This is a genomic window from Pseudonocardia sp. ICBG162 (genome assembly GCF_020496225.1).
Lineage (GTDB): Bacteria > Actinomycetota > Actinomycetes > Mycobacteriales > Pseudonocardiaceae > Pseudonocardia > Pseudonocardia alni.
The window spans coordinates 1,162,969-1,185,661 of record NZ_JAHLJD010000013.1 but is presented as its reverse complement, the minus strand read 5'-3'; the positions used below and the strand labels follow the sequence as shown (position 1 = coordinate 1,185,661).

Sequence of the window (22,693 nt, the reverse complement as noted above, 5' to 3'; positions counted from 1 at the left end):
TGCGGGCCGAGCCGGCCGGTGACGCGCCTGCCGTGACGCCGTCGACGACCGACACGCCGGAGTCGGCCGCCGCGACCGGCGGCACCGCCTCCGACACCCGGGTTCCGGAGACCTCGCCCGCGGAGGCGGCCGGCGCGCCGGTCACCCGCGACGAGCGCACCGACGACGCGGGCAGCACGGACAGCACCGCGCCCGACGCCCCCCGGACCGACAGCGGGGACCGGACCGGCACCCCCGTGACCGACTCCCGTGGGGCCGGTACCGAGGCCGACGCCGTCGACCACGCCGGGACCGCCCCGGGCACGACCGGGTCCGACGGCGACACCGCCGACGGTCCGCGCACGGACCGTGCCGAGCGTCCCGTCGGGCGCGACGAGCGTCGCCCGCTCCGTGACCGTGACGACCGTGGCCCGCGCCGGGAGCGCGACGACCGTGGCCCGCGCGGCGGCGGCCGGGACGACCGGGGCCCGCGCTCCGGCCGTGACGACCGCAGGCGCGACGACCGGGGCCGGAACGACCGTGGGCGCGACGACCGTGGGCGCGACGACCGCCGTGACCCCGACGCCCGTCCGCGACGGGCGATCCCGGAGTCGGCCGAGCGGACCTTCGTCGCCGAGCCGGACCTGCCGGACTCGGTGACGGCCGCCGAGCTCGACCCGAGCGTGCGCCGGGACCTGCGCGGCCTCCAGAAGGAGACCGCCGAGGTCGTGGCGCGGCACCTCGTCGCCGCGGGGCTCCTCGTCGACGAGGACGCCGTGCAGGCGCTCGAGCACGTGCGCTACGCGCGGCGCCGGGCGTCCCGGATCGCCGTCGTCCGGGAGGCCGCCGGCATCGTCGCCTACCACGCGGGGGAGTGGAACGAGGCCCTCGGCGAGTTCCGCGCCGCCCGCCGGATGGGCGGCGGACCGGGGCACGTGCACGTCATGGCCGACATCGAGCGCGCCCTCGGCCGTCCCGAGCGTGCACTCGACCTGGCCCGCAGCCCGGAGGCCCGCGACCTCGGCCACGAGGAGCGGATCGAGCTGCTCATCGTCGCCGCGGGAGCCCGGCGCGACCTGGGTGAGGCCGACGCCGCCGTCGTCGGGCTCCAGGTCCCCGAGCTCGACGCGGTCCGCCGCGACCCGTGGAGCGCGCGGCTGTTCTACGCCTACGCCGACAACCTGCTCGCCGCCGGCCGGGAGTCGGAGGCCGTGCAGTGGTTCGTGCACGCCCACGACGCCGACCAGCACCGGGAGACCGACGCCGCCGCGCGGATCGCCGAGCTGACCGGTGACGAGCTCGAGGGCGCCGACGACGAGCTCTCCGTCGGCTGGGAGGACGAGCCCCCGGCCGCCGACGACCACGCCGAGGCGTCGTACACCGACGCCCCGGCACCGTCCGCTCGGATCGACGCCGACGCCGACGCCGACGCCGACGCCGACGCCGACGCCGACGCCGACGCCGACGACGCAGCCGACGTCGACCACGCAACCGACGCCGCAACCGACGCTGCTGTCGACGCCGCCGGCGACCCCGGCGCCGACGACGCGTCCGGGACCGAGGCCCCGGGCGTCGACGGGACCGACGAGGGCGGGACGGGCGACGTCCGCGGCGACACCGACGGGGACGCCGTGGCCGAGGAGCCGGACGCCTCCGGGGCGGCTCCCTCCGCGGACCACCGGCAGGGCCCGGACACCGGGGCCGGCGACCGGTGACCGACGACCTGCTCTCCCGCCACGACGTCCTCCTGGCCGACCTCGACGGCACCCTGTACCGGGGCCCCGAGGTCGTCCCGGGGGCCGTCGAGGCGGTGCGTGGGGCGGCGGACCGCGGCGTGCCCACGGTGTACGTCACCAACAACGCCTCGCGCAGCCCCGCCGACGTCGCGGCGCACCTCGCCGAGCTCGGCTTCCCGGCGCGCGTCGAGGACGTCCGCACCAGCTCGCAGGCCGCGGCCGCGATGCTCGCCGAGCAGCTCCCGCCGGGCGCGCGGGTGCTGGTCGTCGGCACGTCGGCGCTGGCCGACGAGGTCCGGGCCCGCGGGCTCGCCGTCGTCGGTGACGCCGAGGGCGCGGACGCCGTCGTCCAGGGGCACTCGCCCGACACCGGGTGGCGGATCCTGGCCGAGGCGGTCGTCGCCGTCCGGGCCGGAGCGCTGTGGGTCGCCTCCAACGTCGACCCCACCCTGCCGACCGAACGCGGGCCGCTGCCCGGCAACGGCTCGATGGTCCAGGTCGTGCGCACGGCGACCGGCGCACGGCCGCAGGTGGCGGGCAAGCCCGCCGACCGGCTGCTCCGCGAGGGGTGCGGCGACGCGCAGGCCCCGCTCGTCATCGGGGACCGGCTCGACACCGACATCGAGGGTGCCAACGCCATGGGTGCCCCGTCGCTGATGGTCCTGACCGGGGTCAGCGGCGCGGCGGAGCTGCTCGCCGCCGCCCCGGAGCTGCGGCCCACCCACATCGGCGCCGACCTCGCCGCGCTCACCCGCCCACCGGACGAGCTGGCCCCCGGGCCGCGGCCCGGCTGGGACGTCCGCGCCGACGGCGGCACGCTCGTGCTGTCCGGCGACGGCGACGGCCCCGAACCCACGGTGGACGCGCTGCGTGCCCTGTGTGCGGTGGCCTGGGAGCAGGGCGTCCAGGACGTCCGTGCCGACGGTGCGGCCGCGGCCGCGGCGCTGGCGGACCTCGGCCTGGCGGAGCGGCCAGGGCGGTGACGCCGCGTCGCGGCCGCAGTCGGGACCGTCGGCTACCGTGGCGTCAGAACCCCGTCCCCGGAGATCATCCATGAGCGTTCCCGCACCCGGACCCCGTCCGGGCGACCCGCGGCCCGAGCAGGACCGCCCGGTCGCGGCCCTGCGTGCCGAGGTCGACGCGGCCGTCGCGGCGCTCGACGCGCTGGACGACCGTCCGGTCTCCGAGCACCCGGCCGCGTTCGAGCGAGTGCACGCCGCGCTCGGCCGCGCGCTGAGCGCCGGCTCGGAACGGGAGTGACGATGGGTCCCACCCGTGCCCGGCTGGACGCCGAGCTCGTCCGCCGCAAGCTCGCCCGCTCCCGCGGCCAGGCCGCCGAGCTGATCGCCGCGGGCCGGGTCGTCGTCAACGGCATGCCGGCGGCGAAGCCCGCCACCGTGGTGGACCGGGACGCACCCGTCCTCGTCCGCCCGGACGACGACGGCGAACCCGACTGGGCCTCCCGCGGCGCCAAGAAGCTGCTCGGCGCCCTCGACGCGTTCACCGGCGTCGACCCCGCCGGGCTGCGCTGCCTCGACGCGGGCGCCTCCACCGGCGGCTTCACCGACGTGCTGCTCACCCGCGGGGCGGCCGAGGTCGTCGCCGTCGACGTCGGGTACGGCCAGCTGGTGTGGCGGCTGCAGTCCGACGAGCGCGTCCACGTGCACGACCGCACCAACGTCCGGGCCCTCGAACCGGAGCAGATCGGCGGGACGGTCGACCTGACCGTCGCCGACCTGTCGTTCATCTCGCTGCGCACCGTGCTGCCGGCCCTCGCCGCCTGCACCGCGCCCGGAGGCGACCTGCTGCCCATGGTGAAACCACAGTTCGAGGTCGGGAAGGACCGGCTCGGCTCCGGCGGGGTCGTGCGGGACCCGGGCCTGCGCACCGAGGCGCTGCACGGGGTCGCGACCGCCGCCGCCGCGGCCGGGCTGCACGTCCTCGGCGCGACCGCGAGCCCGCTGCCCGGCCCGTCGGGCAACGTCGAGTACTTCCTGCACCTGCGCCGGCCCGCCGACGGCCCGGCCGGCGTCGCCCCCGAGCAGCCCGAGCTCGCGCCGATGCTGGCCACCGCGGTCGCGGACGGCCCCGCATGAGGGACATCCTGCTGGTCCTGCACACCGGGCGGCCCACCAACCGCAAGACCGCGCTGCACGTGATGGGCGAGCTCGGGCGCCTCGGCCTGCGCACCCGGGTGCTCGCCGACGAGTGGGCCGAGCTCGCCGCGGACCCCGACGTCCCTGTCGGCTACGAGCCCGTCCCGGTCCCCGGTAGCCCCGAGTGCGCCCGCGGCGCCGAGGCGGTCCTGGTCCTCGGCGGTGACGGCACCCTGCTGCGCGCCGCCGACCTCGCCCGCCACGCCGGCGTACCGCTGCTGGGCGTCAACCTCGGCCACGTCGGCTTCCTCGCCGAGGCCGAGGAGGACACCCTGCCCGAGGCGCTGCAGAAGCTCGCCGACGGCGACTACGAGGTCGAGGAACGCACCACCCTCGAGGCCGTCGTCACCGCCGCCGGACAGGTGCTCGGCCGGGCCTGGGCGCTGAACGAGGCCGTCGTCGAGAAGACCACCCGCGGCCGCATCCTCGAGGTCGTCCTCGAGGTCGACGGCCGCCCGGTGTCCTCCTTCGGCTGCGACGGGGTGCTCTGCTCCACCCCGACCGGCTCCACCGCCTACGCCTTCTCCGCGGGCGGGCCGCTCATCTGGCCGCAGGTGCAGGCGTTGCTGGTGGTCCCCAGCAACGCACACGCCCTGTTCGCCCGGCCGATGGTGATCGCGCCGGAGAGCACCGTCGCGATCGAGGTGTCCGCCGACGGCCCGTCCGCCGTGCTGGACTGCGACGGCCGTCGCACCGTCGCGGTGCCGCCCGGGGCCCGGGTGGAGCTGCGGCGCGCGTCGGAGCCCGTGCGGATGGTGCGCCTGGCCGCGCAGCCCTTCGCCGACCGGCTCGTCCGCAAGTTCGACCTGCCCGTCCGGGGCTGGCGCGGGGCCCGGACCCAGCCCCCGGGTTCGAACACCTGATCGACCGTTCGGCGCACGGGAACATCCGTTCGGTGCCGTTCGCGTGTCGGGGCTCGAACGCTGTCGGTGTTCGAACGTATGGTCCCACGCATGTTGTCCGAGATGCGGATCCAGGGCCTCGGCGTGATCGACGACGCGACCCTGGAGCTCGACCCGGGCCTGACCGTGCTGACCGGCGAGACCGGCGCCGGGAAGACCATGGTCGTGACCGGGCTGAACCTCCTCGGCGGTGGCCGCGCGGAGTCCTCGCGGGTGTCGGCCGGGGCGAAGCGCGCCGTCGTCGAGGGCCGGTTCGCGGCCTCGCCGGGGGCGCTGGAGCTGGCCGAGGAGGTGGGCGCCGAGGCCGACGACGACGGGTCGCTGATCGCGGCCCGCACCGTGTCGGCCGACGGGCGCTCCCGGGCCCACCTGGGCGGGCGGTCGGTGCCCAACGGGGTGCTGGGCAGGCTCGCCGAGACCCAGCTCGCCGTGCACGGCCAGAACGACCAGCTGCGGCTGCTGCGCGGCTCCGACCAGCGGGCCCTGCTCGACCGTTTCGCCGGGGACCCCGTCGCGGTCCCGCTGGCCGCCTACCGGGCGGTGCGCACCGAGTGGCTGCAGGTGGTCACCGAGCTCGCCGAGCGGCGGGACAACGCCCGCCGGCTCGCCCAGGAGGCGGACCTGCTGCGCCACGGTCTGGCCGAGATCGAGGCCGCCGACCCGCAGCCCGGTGAGGACCGCGAGCTCGTCGAACAGGCCCGCCGGATGGCCGAGGCCGACGACCTGCGGGCCGCCGCCGAGAGCGCACACCTCGCACTGTCCGGCTCGGACGACGGCGAGGCCCCCGGCGCCGTCGGGCTCGCCGGGCAGGCCAAGGGGCTCGCCGAGGGCAGTGGTGACCCCGCGCTGGAGGAGCTCGGCCCGCGCCTGACCGAGGCCATCGCGGTGCTCGCCGACGCCGCGGCCGAGCTGTCCGGCTACCTCGACCGGCTCGACGCCGACCCCGAGCTGCTGTCGCGCGTCCTGACCCGCCAGGCCGAGCTCAAGGCACTCACCCGCAAGTACGCCGCGGACACCGACGGCGTGCTGGCCTGGGCCGCCACCGCCCGCGACCGGCTGTCCGGGCTCGACACCTCCGACGAGGCGCTCGCCGAGCTGTCGGCCCGCCGTGACGCGCTCGCCGGTGAGCTGGCCGGTCACGCCGCCGCGATCACCGCGGCGCGCACCGCCGCCGCGTCCCGGCTGGCCGAGGCGACCACGGCGGAGCTCGCCGGGCTCGCCATGAAGGACGCGACGTTGCAGGTCGGCGTGCAGCCGCGGCCCGCCGCCGACACCGGGCCGGTGCTCGAGGTCGGCGGGCGGCGCTGCCAGGCCGGGTCGAGCGGCGTCGACGAGGTCGAGATCCGGCTCGTCCCGCACGCCGGGGCGGTGGCCCAGCCGCTGCACAAGGGCGCCTCCGGCGGCGAGCTGTCCCGGGTCATGCTGGCCCTGGAGGTCGCGCTCGCCGGTGCCGACCCGGTGCCGACCATGGTGTTCGACGAGGTCGACGCCGGCGTCGGCGGCCGGGCCGCGGTGGAGATCGGCCGCCGGCTCGCGCAGCTGGCGGCCCGCCACCAGGTCATCGTCGTCACGCACCTCCCGCAGGTCGCGGCGTACGCCGACCGGCACCTCGTTGTGCAGAAGGCGTCCGGGTCGGGAGTCACCCGCTCCAGCGTGCGGCGGCTCACCGAGGAGGAGCGCACCGGGGAGCTGGCACGGATGCTGGCCGGGATGGACGACACCGACACCGGCCGCGCGCACGCCGAGGAGCTGCTCAGCGCCGCGACCGCGCACCGGGAGGCCGACCGCGCGGCGACCCGGCCCGCGGACCTGGCCGAGGCCCGGTCGCGTCGCGCGCAGTCCCGGCGCGGCCGGACCGCGCAGGACACGGAGACCGGCGTCGCGACCGCGGCGGCGGAGGGGGCGGTCCCCGGGCCGCGCGGCACCGACTCCCGCGGCACCGAGTCCCACAGCGCCGACCCGGACGGCGCCGCGGACCGTCCCGCCGCCGCGTCGCGGCGCCGCCGGGTCGCCCGGGCCGGCTGAGCGGGCCCGGCCGACGGCCGCCCGGGCGGCGTGCCGTCGCTGTGGGTGAGCGGCGCGGTGCTCCGGGCACCGCCACCCGGGGCGCGACGGGGGATCGTCCGGGCCGGTGACGTCCCGGTCTCGCGCGGCGTGCCTGCGTGGTCACGGACGCCCCACCTGTCACAGTGCGCCACATGAAGCTGTCCGGCCTGCTGCACCGTTCCCGACCGGAGCTGCCGGGCCTGACCGGCCCGGCCCGCGCCGACCGCCGTATCGAGTCGGTGCTCCGGCGCCTGCGCCCCGGCGACATCGCCGTGATCGACCAGGTCGACCTGGACCGGGCGACCGCGGACGCGCTCGTCGCCGCCCGGGTCGCCGCCGTCGTCAACGCCGCCCCGTCGATCTCCGGCCGGTTCCCGAACCTCGGCCCGCAGGTGCTCGTCGAGGCGGGCATCCCGCTCGTCGACGACTGCGGTCCCGACACCCTGCGCGCGGTCAAGGACGGCATCCGGGTGCGGCTGCACGACGGCGTCCTCTACACCGGCGAGCAGCCGCTGTGCGAGGGCCGCGAGCAGACCGAGGACACCGTCGCCGACGCCCTGGACGAGGCCAAGCAGGGCCTGACCCACCAGCTCGAGGCGTTCGCCGCGAACACCATCGAGTTCATGCGCCGCGAGCGCTCGCTGCTCCTCGACGGGCACGGCGTCCCCGAGGTCGACGTCGCCCTCGACGGGCGGCCGGTGCTCGTCGTCGCCGCCGGGTTCGAGCACCTCGCCGTGCTGAAGCGGCTCAAGGCCTACATCAAGGAGTACCGGCCGGTGCTCGTCGGCGTCGGGGCGGGAGCGGACGCGCTGCTCAACGCGCGCCACCGCCCGGACCTCATCGTCGCCGACCCGTCCGAGGTGTCGAACCAGGCGCTGACCAGCGGCGCCGACGTCGTCGTCCCGGCCTTCCCCGACGGGCACGCCCCGGGGCTGCACCGGGTGCAGGACCTGGGTGCCAGCGCCGTCACGTTCCCGTCGATGGCCAACCCCGAGGACCTCGCCCTGCTGCTCGCCCACCACTGCGGCGCCTCGATGATCGTCACGGTCGGGCTGTCGGCGTCGATGGGGGAGTTCCTCGACCGCGGGCGGTCCGGCAGCAACGCCTCGACGTTCCTGACCCGGCTGCAGGCCGGGGGCAGCGTCGTCGACGGCGCGATGATCGCCCAGATGTACCGGAGCCGGACCTCGTTCGCGCCGCTGCTGCTGCTCATCGCGGCCGCGGTGGTCGCGGTCGTCGTCGCCGTGCTCGTGTCCGGCGGCGGCCCCGCGGTGCTGGAGTGGATGCGTGGCGTGCTGGAGAGCGTGCGGGCCCTGGTCGCCGGATGGTTCCCGGCGTGATCTCGCGGCGCCACCACCGCATCGCCCTGGTCGCGGTGTTCGTGCTGGCCCTCGCGGCCGGGTTCGTCCTCGCCGTCGTCGGTCTGCCGCAGCGCATCGCCGACGTCGCGGCCTCGGGGACGGACACGGGCGAGACCGCCCGGCTGAGCGTCGAACGCGACACCCTGGCCGCGCAGCTGCACGCCAGTGACGAGTTCGCGGGCCGCGTCGGGCCGGACCTGGTGCGCGGGAAGCTCACCGGGGTGCCCGTGACCGTCGTCGCGCTCGGTGCCGACCCGGCCGACACGCGCGCGGTCGCCGAGCTCGTCGTCGCCGCGGGGGGCAGCGTCGCGGGGGAGGTCGTGCTCACCCCGGCCGTCACCGACCCGGCCCGCGCCGACCAGCTGCGCGACCTGTCCGCGCGGCTGCTGCCGTCGGGGGCGCAGCTCCCCACGGCCACCGACGCCGGTGCGCTCGCCGGGGGGCTGCTCGGCTCCGCGCTGCTGGCCCCGCCCGACGGCCCCGCACCCGACCCGGACGGGGCCGGCGCGGTGCTCGCCGGGCTCGCCGGTGGCGGCTTCGCCGAGGCCCCGCAGGGCAGGCCCGCGGCCGGACGGGTGGCCGTCGTCGTCACCGGGGCCGCGTACTCCGGTGTGGACGCCGGCGCCTCGGCGTCCACCGCCGCGGCACTGGCCGCCGAGCTGGACCGTCGTGGTGCGGGGGCCGTGCTGGCCGGGCGGGACGCCGCGGACGGTTCGGCCGTCGCCGCCGCCCGCGCGGCCGGGGCCGGTCCGGTGGGCCGGCTCGCCACCGTCGACGGCGTCGGCACCGGTGCCGGGCGGGTCGCGACCGTGCTCGCGCTCGCCGAACGACAGGCAGGAGGCACCGGCCGCTACGGTTCCGGGGCCGGAACGGTGGGGCCGGTTCCCGCCGCCCCTTGACCGATCGGTAGGCTGAAACTCCGTGCAGACTCGCGCCACCCGTCATCTCTTCGTCACCGGTGGGGTCGCGTCCTCGCTGGGTAAGGGCCTGACCGCCTCCAGTCTCGGTCAGTTGCTCACCGCGCGCGGGCTTCGCGTCACCATGCAGAAGCTCGACCCCTACTTGAACGTCGACCCCGGGACGATGAACCCGTTCCAGCACGGCGAGGTCTTCGTCACCGAGGACGGTGCCGAGACCGACCTCGACGTCGGCCACTACGAGCGGTTCCTGGACCGCGACCTCGCCGGGCGGGCCAACGTCACCACCGGCCAGGTCTACTCCGAGGTCATCGCCAAGGAGCGCCGCGGCGAGTACCTCGGTGACACCGTCCAGGTCATCCCGCACATCACCAACGAGATCAAGGACCGCGTCCTCGCGATGGCCGAACCCGACGCCGAGGGCCTGGCCCCCGACGTCGTCATCACCGAGGTCGGCGGCACCATCGGCGACATCGAGTCGCTGCCGTTCGTCGAGGCCGCCCGCCAGGTCCGCCACGAGGTCGGCCGGGACAACTGCTTCTTCCTGCACGTGTCGCTGGTGCCGTACCTGGCGCCGTCGGGCGAGCTGAAGACCAAGCCGACCCAGCACTCCGTCGCGGCGCTGCGCAACATCGGCATCCAGCCCGACGCGGTGGTCCTGCGTGCCGACCGGGAGATCCCCGAGGGCATGAAGCGCAAGATCTCGCTGATGTGCGACATCGAGCTCGACGGCGTCGCCGCGTGCCCGGACGCCCCGTCGATCTACGACATCCCGAAGGTGCTGCACGGCGAGGGCCTCGACGCCTACGTCGTGCGCCGGCTCGGGCTGCCGTTCCGCGACGTCGACTGGACCGTGTGGGGTGACCTGCTCGACCGCGTCCACCACCCGCGGGAGACCGCGACGATCGCGCTGGTCGGCAAGTACGTCGACCTGCCCGACGCCTACCTCTCGGTCACCGAGGCGCTGCGGGCCGGCGGCTTCGCCCACCACGCCAAGGTCGCGATCCGCTGGGTGCCCTCGGACTCCTGCGAGACCCCGGCCGGTGCGGCCGAGGCGCTCGACGGCGTCGACGGAGTGCTCATCCCCGGCGGCTTCGGCATCCGCGGCATCGAGGGCAAGCTCGGCGCGATCACCCACGCCCGCACCCGGCGCATCCCCACCCTGGGGCTGTGCCTGGGCCTGCAGTGCATGGTCATCGAGACCGCGCGCACCGTCGCCGGCCTGGAGGACGCCAGCTCGACCGAGTTCGACCCGGAGACCGCGCACCCGGTGATCTCGACGATGGCGACCCAGCGCGACGTCGTCGCGGGCGAGCGGGACATGGGCGGCACCATGCGCCTGGGTGCCTACCCGGCGGTGCTGCAGCCCGGCTCGGTCGCGGCGAAGGCCTACGGGTCGCGCGAGATCTCCGAGCGGCACCGGCACCGCTTCGAGGTCAACAACGCCTACCGCCAGCAGCTCACCGAGGCGGGCCTGGTGTTCGGGACCTCCCCGGACGGGACGCTGGTCGAGTTCGTGGAGCTGCCGTCGTCGCAGCACCCGTTCTTCGTCGGGACCCAGGCGCACCCCGAGCTCAAGAGCCGCCCGACCCGGCCGCACCCGCTGTTCGCGGCGTTCGTGAAGGCGGCGCTGCGCTACCGGGCCGAGGACCGGCTGCCGGTGCACCTGCCCGGCCGGGACAACACCGACGCCGACGACGCCGAGACGGTCGAGGGCGACGACGTCGCCGTCGCTGCGGGCGGCAACGGCGTGGCCCGGGCCGAGAGCACCTCCGCCCGCTGACCCCGACCGGACCGGGCCGCCGACGGTGGCCCGGTCCGGCACGGCGGCCCGGGGCCCTGCCGCCGGGCGCGGCACGCGGCCCGCACGGCCCGCGCGCCCCGCACGGGCCTGGCCCGGCGACTACTGTCCGACGGGTGATCGAACTGCGCACCCGCCGGGCGGTGACCCGGTGACCCGCCCCGGTGAGCACGACTTCCCGGTCCGCTCGGCCACCGACATCTACTCCGGCCGCGTCATGGCGCTGCGGTCGGACCGCGTCGTCATGCCCGGCGGCCGGGTCGCGACCCGCGAGATCCTGGAGCACCCGGGGGCGGTCGCCGTCGTCGCGGTGGACGAGGCCGGGCGGGTCCGGATGCTGCACCAGTACCGCCACGCCGTCCGGCGACGGCTGTGGGAGCTCCCCGCCGGCCTGCTCGACGTGGCGGGGGAGGACCCCGCGGTCACCGCCGACCGGGAGCTGACCGAGGAGGCCGGGCTGTCCGCGTCGGACTGGTCGGTGCTGCTCGACGTCGTGCCCTCACCCGGGTTCTCCGACGAGTCGGTCCGCATCTTCCTGGCGCGCGAGCTCGTCGAGAAGCCCCGCCCCGACCTGGGCGACGACGAGGAGGCCGACCTGGAGCTGCGCTGGATCCCGATCGCCGAGGCCGTCGGGATGGTGTTCTCCGGCGAGATCGTCAACGCGGTGTCCTGCGCCGGGCTGCTCGCGGCCCGCGCGGTGCTGGCCGGGGAGTTCGACCCGCGCCCGGTCGACGCCGAGTGGGCCGACCGCCCGTTCCGCTTCGCCCGCCGCGCCGACGAGTGATCCTCCGCCGCGGCGACGGGTGACCGCGGGCGGCGGCGACGGGTGACCGCGCCGGGTCGCCGGGAGACGGTCCGCCGGGCCGACGGGTGTCCGCCCGGCCGCGCCGACGGGCGACCGCGCCGGGCGGTGGTCAGGGCCGCAGCGGGCGTCCCTCCGGGTCCCGGGGCGACCCGGCGAGCACCACGATCCCGTCGACGAACGACCAGATCGCACCGATCCCGAATGTCAGGAACGTGACCAGCAGCTGCGCGACGGCCAGACCGGTGTGTCCCGAGTAGAACCGGCCGATGCCGAACGGCAGGAACAGCTGCAGCAGCCCCGCGACGATCTTCTGCTTGTCCGAGTACGGCAGCCCCGAGTAGGGCTCGCGGCCGTACGGCGCGGACGGGTCGTAGCCGTAGGGCCCGTAGGACGGGGGCCCGGGGTGCGGCGGGTAGGCCGCGCCCGGGTGCTGCTGCCCGGACGCCCAGCTCGGCGCCCCGGCGGCCCACGCCGGCCCGCCGGGGAACCCGCCGCCGGGGGCCATGCCCGCGGGGCCGACGTCCGGGTACGGCCCGGACGGGTACGTCCCGCCGGGGTACCCCGCGCCCGGGTAGCCGGGCGTCCCGGGGGCCGGCCACGGCGGGCGGGGCCCCGCGGTCGTCGGCGACGGGTCCGGGTAGGGGCCCGCCGCGGGGTGACCCGACGGATCCGGGTACGGGGTGGCCCGGGTCGGGCCGGGGACCGCGAAGCGCGCGGTGCGCTCGGCGTCACCGTCGTGCCCGTCGTCGTGGGCGCCCGGGGAGCCGGTGCCGGTGGACGTCCCGGTGCGCGCGGTCGCGCCGGTGGTGGCCGGACCTGGGGCGGCGGCATCCGCCGCGGTCGGACCGGTGGCGGTGGGACCGGTGGTCGCGGGATCCGCACCGGCGGGACCACCGCTCGGGTCGTCGCCGGCGGCGGACGGGTCCGTCGGCACCCCGGTGAGCGACGCCGGGTGCGGCTCGGGCAGGTCGGTGAACAGGGCCGCCAGCTCCGACCGCGTCGTCGCCGCCCGGGCCCGGCGCACCCGCGCGTCGAACGCGTCGACGTCCAGCGCCCCGCCCGTGTAGTGGCGGGACAGCGCCCGCACCGTCTCCTCCTGCTCGGCGTAGCCGATCGGGTCCGCGCTCATACCCCGACCGTAGCCGCGTTCAGCTGTGGAACAGCACGCTGCGACACGCGAGATGCAGGGCGAGGCGCTCGTCCGGGTCGGCGAGGTCGACGCCGAGCACGTGGCGTACCCGTTCGATCCGGGTCGCGACGGTGTTGCGGTGCACCCCGAGCACCGCCGCGGTCTCGGTCAGCGACGACTCGGCGTCCAGGTAGGCGGTCAGCGTCGTCAGCAGGTCCCCGGGCCTGCCCTGCAACGGTTCCAGCATCGACCGGGCGGCGGGCAGGAACGTGTCGGTACGGGTCCAGGCCAGCAGCAGCGCCCCCAGGCCGAGCCGGTCGACGTGGACGAACCGGCCGCTGGTGGTGCGTTCGGCCGCCAGCCGGGCCGCGTCCCCGGCCTCGCCGAGGGTGCGGGCCAGCCCGCCCGCACCGCGGTGCACCCGGCCCACCCCGGTCGAGGTCGGCAGGGACTCGCGCAGCAGCCACTGGGTGCGCCGCGCGGCCGTCGCGTGCTGCTGCAGCTCACCGGCGGTGGGCTCGTGGTCGAACGTCGTCCAGGCGCTCCACCCCGGCCCCTGCTCGACGACGACCGCCCGCAGCCGCGCCGTCTCCACCGCCCGCAGCACCTGCTCCCGGGCGGCGACGACGTCCACCGAGGACGGCACGTCGATCCGCAGGCCAGCGTGCCAGCCGTCCAGCGACCAGCCCGCGTCGAGCGCGCGCCGCCGCAGCCCGGCGGGGAGCGGGTCCCCGGCCTGCAGGATCTCGGCGAGCAGCGCCGTGCGCAGCCGCGCGTCGCGCTCCACGGTGAGCCGCTGCTCGGCGAGGCGCTGCCGCACCGAGTTCGCGGCGACCGCCAGCGCCGCCCGCAGCGCGGCGGTCTCGGCGGGCACACCCTCCGGCTCCGCGACGGCCAGGCGGCCGTCCGGCGGGCCCGGCCCGAACGCCACCTCCAGCAGTGCCGCCCCGGGAACGGGCGGCGGGGTCGCCGAGCCCGTCGCGTCCGCACCCGCGACGACCGAGCCGCCCGGGTCGAGCAGCCACACCGGGCGTCGCCAGGTCCGGGCGAGGTCCGCGACGAGGTCGTCGACGCCGCCGTGCGGGACCCCGCACACGGTCGCCGTCCGCCCGACGAGTGCCGCGACCACCTGGTCGGGTTCCTGCAGCAGCCGGGTCGCGGTCAGCGCGGCGGCCAGCGCGTCCGGGGCGCCGAGCACCGGCAGCCCGATCCGCCCGGCGAGCAGCCGGCTCGCCGGGTGCAGCGGATCGTCCCCGGCGAGCAGCACCGCGGCGGCCCCGGCCGCGACGGCGCGGACACCGCGACCGTCAGCAGCGCCGCCCGTGCGTCGCCCGGGTCGGCGTGCAGGTCGGCGACGGTCACGACCCGCTCGATGCCCGCCCCGTCCGGTGCGGGCCCGCCCAGGGTGGTCACCGCGGCCCAGTCGGGGTGGGCGAGCAGCCCGGACAGCCGCAGCCCGCCGGTCACCGTCGTGCCTCCGGTCCGGGGTGGGCCGCCGCGGGGCTGGACGGCGCGGGGACGGACGGCGCCGCGTGTGGAGCCGTCGCAGCCGGTCCCAGGCCGAACGCCTGCGGGCCGACGTGGACGGCGGCGTCGGGCCGGGCCGCCCACCACGGCGGGGCGGGCAGCACCAGGACCAGCACGTCGTCGCCGGAGCGGACGGCGTCGGCGGCGATCGGCGCGGCCGAGCGACGGTCCAGCAGCACGATCACCTCCGGCGACGCGGCCACCGGCTCCCCGTCGGCGAGCACCAGCAGGTACTCGTTCTCCGCCTCGATCCGCAGGACCCCGGTGCCGGGCGCGTCGACGGTGACCGCGGCCCGCCCGAACCGGCCGACGGGGGAGCGGCGCACGTCCACCACCCGGCCGCCGCCGACCGGGTGCCCGCCGAGCGCGTCGGCGACCCGGGCCGGTGCCGGGGTGTCACCGAGCCCGGCGTGCGCGCGGCCCAGCCCCAGCGCGCGGCCCAGCGTGCCCAGGCAGGCGTCGCCGAGCGCGGCCGAGGCCGGTGCGGGCGCCATCACGGCCCCGGCCCAGCCGCCCGCCTGGGCGACGAACGCGCGCACGGTCAGCTCGGTCGACACCGGGTCCCCGCCGTCGACGACGACGGTCTGCCCGGCGGGCTCGGCCAGCGCCATCGGCGTCACTGCACCCCCGGCGACGACCCGGGTCAGCTGGTCGACCCGGGGCAGCGCACGCCCCATGAGGTCGGCGTCGACCAGCGGCAGCCCCAGCTGGTGGGCCAGCGGCAGCGGCAGCACCCCGTTCAGGCCGGCCGCCTCGAACGGCATGACCGCGGCCGGCTCGACCCCGGTCCAGCGGACCAGCGCGCGCACGGCCGCGGGCAGCTCGTCGCCCGAGGGCAGCTTCTTGCCCAGCACCCGGGTGCCGCCGAGCATCCCGACCGGCAGCACCGGGGCGTCGCCGAGCTCGGCGGGGGAGTGCAGCCGGACCGGGCCCGCCGCCAGCACCGAGCGCAGCACGTGGGCGTACACCCGGGCGTCGCCACCCCCGCCGGAGCCCAGCAGCAGCACCCCGGTGACGAGGGCGTCGACGTCGCCTGCGGTCACCTCCACGGCGGGGATGCTGCCAGGTCAGACCCGGTCCGCGGCGCCCGCTCCCCGCGGGACGGCGGTCTCCAGCGGCACGAACGGTACGTCCAGCCCGAAGCAGGCCGGCCCGAACACCGCGAGGGCCTCCGGCGTGCGCATCATGTCCGGCGTCGAGATCCCGACCACGACGACGCGCTGGCCGTAGCGCAGCGCCTCGGTGGTGATCGGCTCCCCGGACTCGGCCTCCAGCACGCAGATGAGGTCCGGGACGACCGCGACGGTGGTGTCGTCGACGGTCGCGACCAGGGTCTCGTTCTGGAAGACGGTGCGGAGCTCGGAGCCGCCGTCGAACGCGGTGAACCGCGCGGTGCCGCGGGCGAACCCGTCGACGGTGCGCCGCTCGACGTCGGAGACCTTGCCGGCGAACAGCACCCGCAGGTGCCGGTACAGGGTCGGGGCGAGGGTGTCGGCGATCGCCCCGACCGGGTCGCCGAGCTGCTCGCGGGCCTCCCGGATCGCCCGGCCCAGCCGCAGCGCCAGGGTGAGGGTGTGCGGGATCGCGGTGCGGCGCACGTCCGCGCCGGACATCGGGTACTCCGCGATCAGCGCCGACCCGCCCATCCGGATGGCGGCGCCGCGCGCCAGGTGCTCCATGCGGTGGTTGTCGGTGCCGGTGTCGATGAGCACCGACTCGCCGTGGTCCCCGGCGACGACCATCGGGGACCCGGACACGCCGTACACCCCGAAGGTCTCCATCTGCAGCTCCGGGAACGCCCGGCCCATGCCGTCGCCGTCGATCACCGGAAGCCCGGTCCGGGCCGCGACGAGCAGCGGGATCATCGAGTTGATGCCGCCGCACTCCATCGGGATGGTCGCGTCGGCGGTGCGCCCGAGGTGCTGCTCCAGGCGGCGCAGGGCGAGCACCGGCTCGTCGCCGCGGGGGATCTTCTCGATCATCACCGTGGGCGCGCCCATCATCGCCGTCGCGATGACGAACAGGTCGTCGGTCAGGTCGGCGGGGTCGGCCGGGTCGAGCACGGTGACCGGTCCGTGCTCGCGCATCGCCTGCTCCACCATGAGCCGCCCGATGTAGGGGTCCCCGCCGCCGCCGGTGCCGAGCAGCGCGGCGCCGCGGGCGAGGTCGGGCAGGTCGTCCGGGGTCAGGGTCCAGCTCATACCGGCGCTCCGTCCGTCACGGTGTCGTGGACCCGCACGGGGTCGGTGTCGTAGCCGAAGTACCGCGGTCCGACGACGGCGATCGCCTCCGGGGTGTGCCAGCGCGGGTCCGCGGGGGCGGCGAGCACGCTGACCCGGTGCCCGAAGCGCAGCGCCTCGGTGGTCACCGGCTCCCCGGTCGCGGTGTCGAGCACCATGATCAGGTCCGGGGTGGTGACGACGGTCGTGCCGTCGACCTCGGCGATCAGGTGTTCGTTCTGGAACCGCAGGACGCAGCCGCCGGACAGCGTCGCCGTCCCGCGGGCGAACCCGGTGGTGGTGCGCCGCTCGACGTCGACGACCTTCCCGGTGTGCACGACGCGCCCGCCGACCTCGGCGGCGGCCGCCGCGACCGGGTCGGTGAACCCGGCCCGGGCACCGGCGATGGCGCGCCCGATCCGCACGCAGAGCCCGAGGGTGCCGCGGATCATCGTCTCCCGCGCCCGGGCGCCGGTCATCGGGTAGTTCGAGATGATCGCGGTGCAGCCCATGGTGATGGTCATGCAGCGGGCGAGGTCCTCGGCCCACTTCGCGGTGGGGCAGTGCAGGATGCCGGTGTTGCCCTGCTCGTCGGTGATCGACATCGGGGTGGCGGGGACGCCGGCGATGCCGGGCAGCACCATCTGCAGCTCGGGGAACGCGCGGCCCATGCCGTCGCCGTCGACCAGGGGCAGCCCGAGCATCGCCGCACCGGCCACCGGGATCGTGGAGTTGATGCCACCGGCCTCGACGCACGCCAGGTGGGTGGGCGTGACCCCCAGGTGCGCGGCGAGCGCGGTGACCGCGCGGCCGATCTCGTCGTAGGCGGGCAGCTTCTCCACGCTCACCGTCGGCGCCCCCATCTGTGCGACGACGAACACGGCGGCGTCGTCGGGCAGGTCGGCGGGGTCGACGAGCGGCACCGGTCCGTGCTCGCGCAGGGCCCGCTCGGCCAGCAGCCGTCCCAGGTAGGGGTCGCCGCCACCGCCGGTCCCCAGCAGCGCCGCACCGCGGGCGAGTGCGGGCAGGTCGTCGGCGGTCAGCATCGCCGTCACCGGGCCACCGTCCGCTCCAGGCGCAGGTCGCCGACCGCCTTCGCGCGGATGCGGGTCGCGTTGCCGGGCAGGTAGGGGATGGGGACCTCGTCGAAGTCGACGAGCGCGACCGAGCCGGGGTCGGCGCCGGAGGCGACCGCACGGTCCACGGCCTCCTGCTTGGCGGCGTCGACGACGGCGTCGCGGCGGCCGGGCTCGATCGCGTACACCCGGTCGACCTCGCCGCCGACCTGCGCGATCGCCGCGCCGATGGCGTTGGCGACGGCGAAGTTCTCCGGGCGGTGCACCGCGCCCAGCCCGGGGAACGCCTCGGGCAGCAGCACCGACCCACCGCCGACGGCGACCACCGGCAGCGGGTCGGCGGAGATCCGCATCCGGTCCACGACGTCGGCGACGTCGGAGGCGATCCGGTCCAGCGCCGCGGTCACCAGCTCCCGGGACAGCCCGGCGACCAGGGAGCCGTCGCCGATGTCGGCCCGGCCCGCCGCGACGGCGATGTCGGTCGCGGTCAGGGTGTCGCCGCCGAACACCAGCGCCCGCTCGGTGAGCCGGTAGCCGACCGAGTCCGGGCCGACGGTGGGCCCGCCGGACCGCTCGGGGGAGCCGGTGCGGACCAGGGAGCCGCCGCCGATGCCGACGCTGAGCACGTCGGGCATCCGGAAGTTGGTGCGCACCCCGGCCACGCTGACCTCGACGGCGGCCTCGCGCGGGAAGCCCGCGGTCAGCACGCCCACGTCGGAGGTGGTGCCGCCGACGTCGACGACCGCGCAGGTGCCCAGCCCGGACAGCACGGCGGCGCCGCGCATCGAGTTCGTCGGGCCGGAGGCGAACGTCGCCACCGGGTAGCGACGGGTGTAGCCGACGTCCATCAGGGTGCCGTCGTTCTGCGACAGGTACAGCGGCGCGGTGATGCCCTGGCCCTGCACCGCCCCGGCGAGCGCGTCGACGATGTGCGCGGCGAGCTCGCGCAGCGCGGCGTTGATGATCGTCGCGTTCTCCCGCTCCAGCAGCCCGACCCGCCCGATCTCGTGGGACAGCGAGATCGGCACGTCCGGGCCCAGCTCCTCGGCGATGATCTCCGCGGCGGCCAGCTCGCACTCGCTGGTCACCGGGGAGAACACCGAGGAGATCGCGACCGAGCGGACGCCGTGCGCGGCCATGTCCGCGGCGTGGCGGCGCAGCTCGTCCGGGTCGAGCGGGGAGATGCGGCGGCCGTCGAACTCGTGGCCGCCGTGGGCGAGGTAGCCGCGCCCGGCGATCGCGTCGACCAGCCGCTGCGGCCAGTCGACCATCGGCGGCAGCGCCGCGGTGGCGGGCAGGCCTAGGCGCAGCGCGGCGGTGGGGGCGAGCCGGCGGGCCTCGACCAGGGCGTTGACGAAGTGCGTCGTCCCGATCATCACGGCGTCGACGTCGGCGGGGGTGAACGGGTGGTCGGCCTGCAGCCCGGTGAGCGCGCCGACGATGCCGGAGGTGACGTCGTCGGTGGTCGCGGACTTGACGGCGGCCAGCACCCGGACACCGCCGGACGGGGCGTCGTCGAGCAGGACGGCGTCGGTGTTGGTGCCGCCGACGTCGATGCCGATGCGCATGGAGTGCTCCTTCGGTGGTGCCGCGCCGCCCGCCCGTGACGTGACGGGCGGGCGGCGCGGAGTGCGGGTCAGGACGTGACGGCGGGGGCCGCGGCCCGGTCCGGCTGCTCGGTGCGGCTGACGCCGATCCCGCGGAGCAGCCCGAGCCGCCCGGCGACGACGTAGAGCACGAAGGCCGCCACGATCGAGTTCACGCTGGGCAGGCCGGCGTCGACGAGACCGCCGAGCAGGGCCGACGCGGCCCAGATGACCAGCGTCGCCGGGACCCAGGTCGGTGAGGTGGCGGGCAGCGCCCCGGTGGCCCGCGCCGCCTCCAGGTCACCGCGCCAGCGCTTCACCACGAAGTACTCGGCGACCATGATCCCGGCGATCGGCGGGAACACCACGCCCAGCACCGACAGGAACCCGGTGAACAGGTCGAGGATGCCGCCCGCGGCCAGCAGCGAGCCGACCACGCCGAGCGCGAGGGTGACCATCGGGCGGCTCACGGTGCGCCCGAGCACGGTGCCCGCGAAGTTCACCACGCCCAGCCCGGACGAGTAGAGGTTCCAGTCGTTGATCTTGAGGGTGCCGAGGATGATGATCAGCGTCCCGACCCAGCCGACCGACGACGTGACGATGGTGATGATGTCGTCGGAGCGGACGGCGTGCGCCAGCAGCACACCGGACATGCCGATCACGTACTCGCCGAGGGTGAACCCGACGACGGTCTGCTTGACCACGTCGGCGGAGGTCCGGTTGAACCGGGTCATGTCCGGGGTGATGATCGCCCCGACGATGAAGCCGCCCGCGACCAGCGTCGTGCCCTCGACCAGCGAGATCGACGGCCCCGGCGGCGGGCTCGCCATGAGCGCGCCGACGTCGTGGCCGAGCAGGGCGCTGCCGATCGACCAGCCGACCAGCACCAGGAACGCCGGCACGGTGATGTAGGCGACCCACTGCATCGAGCCGAAGCCCCACAGCACGATCATGGTGACGACCAGGCCGAACACCAGCGACCACGCCCAGACCGGCAGCCCGCCGATCAGCGTGACCAGGCCCTCGGCCGAGACCCCGGACTGCACGCCGAACCAGCCGACGAGGCTCACCCCGATCGCGACGCCGATCAGCGCGCTGCCGCCGTGGCCGAAGCCGGTCCAGCGGGCCAGCAGCGAGGTGTTCAGCCCCTCCTTGCAGCCGATGATGCCGACGCCGATCGAGACCAGCTCCAGGATCACCGCGCCGAGGGTGAAGGCGAGGAAGGCGTCCCAGAACCCCATCCCGAACCCGAGTGTCGAGCCGAGCAGGAACTGGCTCAGGGCCGACACCTGCCCGAACCGCTGTACCGCCACGCTCCACCACGAGTACCGGGCGTGCTCCGGAACCCTGGTCAGGGCGTAGTCGTCCGTACCGACCCCACCGCTCATCTCGGTCTCCTCTCGGCTGGTTGCGAGAACGGTAGGTGCAGGTCAGAGCCCGGTCACGGGGCGATGTGCCCGGTCCGGGGCCGGCCACTGTGCAGACCGCCCTTACGGGCCGGCCCGCGACGGCCGTCCTAGGCTCGGCGCATGCGTTTCGGACTCTTCGTGCCCCAGGGCTGGCGTCTCGACCTCGTCGGCATCGACCCCGCCGCCCAGTGGGACGTGATGCGCGGCCTCGCCGAGCACGCCGACCGCGGCGACGTCTGGGAGTCGGTCTGGGTCTACGACCACTTCCACACCGTCCCCGCGCCCACCGACGAGGCCTGCCACGAGGCGTGGAGCCTGATGGCCGCCTTCGCCGCGACGACCGAGCGGGTGCGGCTCGGCCAGATGTGCACCTGCATGGCCTACCGCAACCCCGTGTACCTGGCGAAGGTCGCCGCCACCACCGACGTCATCTCCAAGGGCCGCGTCGAGATGGGCATCGGCGGCGGCTGGTACGAGCACGAGTGGCGTGCCTACGGCTACGGCTTCCCCCGGCCCGGCGAGCGGCTCGGCATGCTCGACGAGGGCGTGCAGATCTTCGCCCAGGCATGGCGGGAGGGCCGTGCCACCCTGCACGGGAAGCACTACACCGTCGACGACGCCATCGTCGCGCCCCGCCCGCTCCAGGACGGCGGCATCCCGCTGTGGATCGCGGGCGGCGGCGAGAAGGTCACCCTGAAGATCGCCGCGAAGTACGCGCAGTACACCAACTTCGACGGCACCTTCGACGGCTTCCGGCACAAGTCGGCGCTGCTCGCCGACCACTGCCGCGACGTCGGCACCGACTACGACGCCATCGTCCGCTCGGCCAACTACAACGTCGCGATCGGGCACACCGAGGCCGAGGTGGAGGAGCGCCTGGCCTCGCTCGTCGCCCGGCTGGAGCCGATCGTCGGCGCGGAGAAGGCCCAGGGCGCGCTGGGTGCGTTCCGCGGGATGCCCGGCGTCGGGACCCCGGAGCAGATCGTGGAGAAGCTGTCCGCGCTGCAGGCCGTCGGCATGAGCTACGGCATCTTCTACTTCCCCGAGGCCGCCTACGACCGGTCGGGCATCGAGCTGTTCGAGCGCGAGGTCGTCCCGGCCCTGCGGGACTGACCGGTGCCGACCGTGCGCCGGGTGGCCGAGGACTACCTCGACCACCTGGCCGTCGAGCGGGGGCGGGCGCAGGACACCCTGCGCTCCTACCGGCTCGACCTCGGGCGCTACCTCGACCACCTCGACCACCTGGGACGCGCGGAGCTGACCCAGGTGACCGAGGCCGACGTCGCCGCGTTCGTCACGGCGCTGCGCACGGGGGAGCGCCCGCTGGCCGCGTCCTCGGCGGCGCGGGCGCTGGCCGCGGTGCGCGGGCTGCACCGGTTCGCGCTGCACGAGGGGCTGACCCCGACCGACGTCGCGGCCGGGGTGGCGCCGCCCGCGCTGGGCTCGCGGCTGCCGTCCGCGCTGACGGTCGACCAGGTCGACCAGCTCCTCGCCGGCTGCGTGTCCGACGGCCCGGTCGGGCTGCGCGACCGGGCCCTGCTGGAGCTGCTGTACTCCACCGGCGCCCGGATCTCCGAGGTCGTCGGCGCCGACCTCGACGACCTGGACCCGGACGCGCGGACGATCCTGCTGCACGGCAAGGGGAACAAGCAGCGGATCGTGCCGGTCGGGCGCCCCGCGCTGGCGGCCGTCGACGCCTACCGGGTCCGGGCCCGGCCCGACCTCGCCGGACGCGGCACGGGCAGCCCGGCGCTGCTGCTCAACGCCCGCGGCAACCGGCTGTCCCGGCAGAGCGCCTGGCATGTCCTGCGCGCCGCCGCCGAGGCGTCCGGGCTGCCCGGCGACGTCGTCGCCGCGGTCTCCCCGCACACCCTGCGGCACTGCTTCGCCACCCACCTGCTCTCCGGCGGCGCCGACGTCCGGGTGGTGCAGGAGCTGCTCGGGCACGCGAGCGTCGCGACCACGCAGATCTACACCCACGTCACCGTCGACACGCTGCGCGAGGTCTACGCCACCGCGCACCCCCGCGCCCGGGGGTGATCAC

20 protein-coding genes are annotated in these 22,693 nt (G+C 76.3%); 12 read left to right on the top strand and 8 right to left on the bottom strand.

Annotated elements, in window-relative coordinates:
- Positions 1–32: 32 nt before the first annotated feature.
- The 10 genes from KPL60_RS08555 to KPL60_RS08510 all read left to right on the top strand — a co-directional run bounded on the left by KPL60_RS08555 (position 33) and on the right by KPL60_RS08510 (position 11,682).
- Positions 33–1,694, top strand: coding sequence for a hypothetical protein (locus tag KPL60_RS08555; protein ID WP_226365478.1), 1,662 nt, complete (start codon positions 33–35; stop codon positions 1,692–1,694).
- Positions 1,691–2,698, top strand: a complete 1,008-nt coding sequence (locus KPL60_RS08550; RefSeq protein WP_226356513.1) for an HAD-IIA family hydrolase — start codon at positions 1,691–1,693, stop codon at positions 2,696–2,698. The genes KPL60_RS08555 and KPL60_RS08550 overlap by 4 nt, the downstream gene beginning before the upstream one ends.
- Before the next feature lie 70 nt (positions 2,699–2,768).
- Positions 2,769–2,975 carry a hypothetical protein gene (locus KPL60_RS08545; RefSeq protein WP_062402852.1) on the top strand — a complete coding sequence of 69 codons (207 nt, stop codon included), beginning with the start codon at positions 2,769–2,771 and terminating at the stop codon, positions 2,973–2,975.
- Between the two features lie 2 nt (positions 2,976–2,977).
- On the top strand, positions 2,978–3,811 hold the full coding sequence (locus KPL60_RS08540) for a TlyA family RNA methyltransferase (RefSeq protein WP_226365477.1): 834 nt from the start codon (positions 2,978–2,980) through the stop codon (positions 3,809–3,811).
- On the top strand, positions 3,808–4,734 hold the full coding sequence (locus tag KPL60_RS08535; protein ID WP_226356515.1) for an NAD kinase: 927 nt from the start codon (positions 3,808–3,810) through the stop codon (positions 4,732–4,734). Before KPL60_RS08540 ends, KPL60_RS08535 begins: the two co-directional genes overlap by 4 nt.
- Positions 4,735–4,824: 90 nt before the next feature.
- On the top strand, positions 4,825–6,798 hold the full coding sequence (recN, locus tag KPL60_RS08530; RefSeq protein WP_226365476.1) for a DNA repair protein RecN: 1,974 nt from the start codon (positions 4,825–4,827) through the stop codon (positions 6,796–6,798).
- A 173-nt stretch (positions 6,799–6,971) separates the two neighbouring features.
- Positions 6,972–8,159 (top strand): putative cytokinetic ring protein SteA, encoded by a 1,188-nt coding sequence (gene steA / locus KPL60_RS08525; protein WP_226356517.1) that lies wholly within the window; start codon positions 6,972–6,974, stop codon positions 8,157–8,159.
- Positions 8,156–9,079: a copper transporter gene (locus tag KPL60_RS08520; protein ID WP_226365475.1), complete on the top strand. Its 924-nt coding sequence runs from the start codon at positions 8,156–8,158 to the stop codon at positions 9,077–9,079. The genes steA and KPL60_RS08520 overlap by 4 nt, the downstream gene beginning before the upstream one ends.
- Before the next feature lie 22 nt (positions 9,080–9,101).
- On the top strand, positions 9,102–10,880 hold the full coding sequence (locus KPL60_RS08515) for a CTP synthase (protein ID WP_226356519.1): 1,779 nt from the start codon (positions 9,102–9,104) through the stop codon (positions 10,878–10,880).
- A 169-nt stretch (positions 10,881–11,049) separates the two neighbouring features.
- Positions 11,050–11,682 carry an NUDIX domain-containing protein gene (locus KPL60_RS08510; RefSeq protein ID WP_073575225.1) on the top strand — a complete coding sequence of 211 codons (633 nt, stop codon included), beginning with the start codon at positions 11,050–11,052 and terminating at the stop codon, positions 11,680–11,682.
- A 130-nt stretch (positions 11,683–11,812) separates the two neighbouring features.
- Here the strand turns inward: KPL60_RS08510 and KPL60_RS08505 are convergent, their stop codons facing one another.
- The 8 genes from KPL60_RS08505 to KPL60_RS08470 form a co-directional block, all read right to left on the bottom strand.
- A complete protein-coding gene (locus KPL60_RS08505) occupies positions 11,813–12,832 on the bottom strand; it encodes a DUF1707 domain-containing protein (RefSeq protein WP_226365474.1) in 1,020 nt (339 codons plus the stop codon).
- Between the two features lie 19 nt (positions 12,833–12,851).
- Positions 12,852–14,099, bottom strand: coding sequence for a CdaR family transcriptional regulator (locus KPL60_RS08500; RefSeq protein WP_226365473.1), 1,248 nt, complete (start codon positions 14,097–14,099; stop codon positions 12,852–12,854).
- Positions 13,994–14,299 (bottom strand): hypothetical protein, encoded by a 306-nt coding sequence (locus KPL60_RS08495; protein ID WP_226365472.1) that lies wholly within the window; start codon positions 14,297–14,299, stop codon positions 13,994–13,996. The genes KPL60_RS08500 and KPL60_RS08495 overlap by 106 nt, the downstream gene beginning before the upstream one ends.
- Complete coding sequence (locus KPL60_RS08490) at positions 14,296–15,408, bottom strand: DUF917 domain-containing protein (RefSeq protein WP_226365471.1); 1,113 nt, start codon at positions 15,406–15,408, stop codon at positions 14,296–14,298. Before KPL60_RS08490 ends, KPL60_RS08495 begins: the two co-directional genes overlap by 4 nt.
- An 18-nt stretch (positions 15,409–15,426) precedes the next feature.
- Entirely contained in the window at positions 15,427–16,560 is a 1,134-nt protein-coding gene (locus tag KPL60_RS08485) for a DUF917 domain-containing protein (RefSeq protein WP_226365470.1), read from the bottom strand.
- Complete coding sequence (locus tag KPL60_RS08480; RefSeq protein ID WP_226356725.1) at positions 16,557–17,624, bottom strand: DUF917 domain-containing protein; 1,068 nt, start codon at positions 17,622–17,624, stop codon at positions 16,557–16,559. Before KPL60_RS08480 ends, KPL60_RS08485 begins: the two co-directional genes overlap by 4 nt.
- A 5-nt stretch (positions 17,625–17,629) precedes the next feature.
- Complete coding sequence (locus KPL60_RS08475; RefSeq protein ID WP_226365469.1) at positions 17,630–19,222, bottom strand: hydantoinase/oxoprolinase family protein; 1,593 nt, start codon at positions 19,220–19,222, stop codon at positions 17,630–17,632.
- A gap of 68 nt (positions 19,223–19,290) precedes the next feature.
- Positions 19,291–20,628, bottom strand: coding sequence for a cytosine permease (locus KPL60_RS08470; RefSeq protein WP_226365468.1), 1,338 nt, complete (start codon positions 20,626–20,628; stop codon positions 19,291–19,293).
- A 141-nt stretch (positions 20,629–20,769) separates the two neighbouring features.
- On the opposite strand from KPL60_RS08470, the gene KPL60_RS08465 reads away from it, so the two are divergent.
- Positions 20,770–21,762 (top strand): LLM class F420-dependent oxidoreductase, encoded by a 993-nt coding sequence (locus tag KPL60_RS08465; RefSeq protein WP_226365467.1) that lies wholly within the window; start codon positions 20,770–20,772, stop codon positions 21,760–21,762.
- Positions 21,763–21,765: 3 nt separating this feature from the next.
- Positions 21,766–22,689 carry a site-specific tyrosine recombinase XerD gene (locus KPL60_RS08460; protein WP_226365466.1) on the top strand — a complete coding sequence of 308 codons (924 nt, stop codon included), beginning with the start codon at positions 21,766–21,768 and terminating at the stop codon, positions 22,687–22,689.
- Positions 22,690–22,693 lie beyond the last annotated feature (4 nt).

Coding starts and splice junctions, on each gene's coding strand:
- KPL60_RS08545 (WP_062402852.1), top strand. CDS start 2,769: ATGAGCGTTCCCGCACCCGGACCCCGTCCGGGCGACCCGCGGCCCGAG.
- KPL60_RS08540 (WP_226365477.1), top strand. CDS start 2,978: ATGGGTCCCACCCGTGCCCGGCTGGACGCCGAGCTCGTCCGCCGCAAG.
- KPL60_RS08535 (WP_226356515.1), top strand. CDS start 3,808: ATGAGGGACATCCTGCTGGTCCTGCACACCGGGCGGCCCACCAACCGC.
- recN (WP_226365476.1), top strand. CDS start 4,825: ATGTTGTCCGAGATGCGGATCCAGGGCCTCGGCGTGATCGACGACGCG.
- steA (WP_226356517.1), top strand. CDS start 6,972: ATGAAGCTGTCCGGCCTGCTGCACCGTTCCCGACCGGAGCTGCCGGGC.
- KPL60_RS08505 (WP_226365474.1), bottom strand. CDS start 12,832: ATGAGCGCGGACCCGATCGGCTACGCCGAGCAGGAGGAGACGGTGCGG.
- KPL60_RS08485 (WP_226365470.1), bottom strand. CDS start 16,560: ATGAGCTGGACCCTGACCCCGGACGACCTGCCCGACCTCGCCCGCGGC.
- KPL60_RS08480 (WP_226356725.1), bottom strand. CDS start 17,624: ATGCTGACCGCCGACGACCTGCCCGCACTCGCCCGCGGTGCGGCGCTG.
- KPL60_RS08475 (WP_226365469.1), bottom strand. CDS start 19,222: ATGCGCATCGGCATCGACGTCGGCGGCACCAACACCGACGCCGTCCTG.
- KPL60_RS08470 (WP_226365468.1), bottom strand. CDS start 20,628: ATGAGCGGTGGGGTCGGTACGGACGACTACGCCCTGACCAGGGTTCCG.
- KPL60_RS08465 (WP_226365467.1), top strand. CDS start 20,770: ATGCGTTTCGGACTCTTCGTGCCCCAGGGCTGGCGTCTCGACCTCGTC.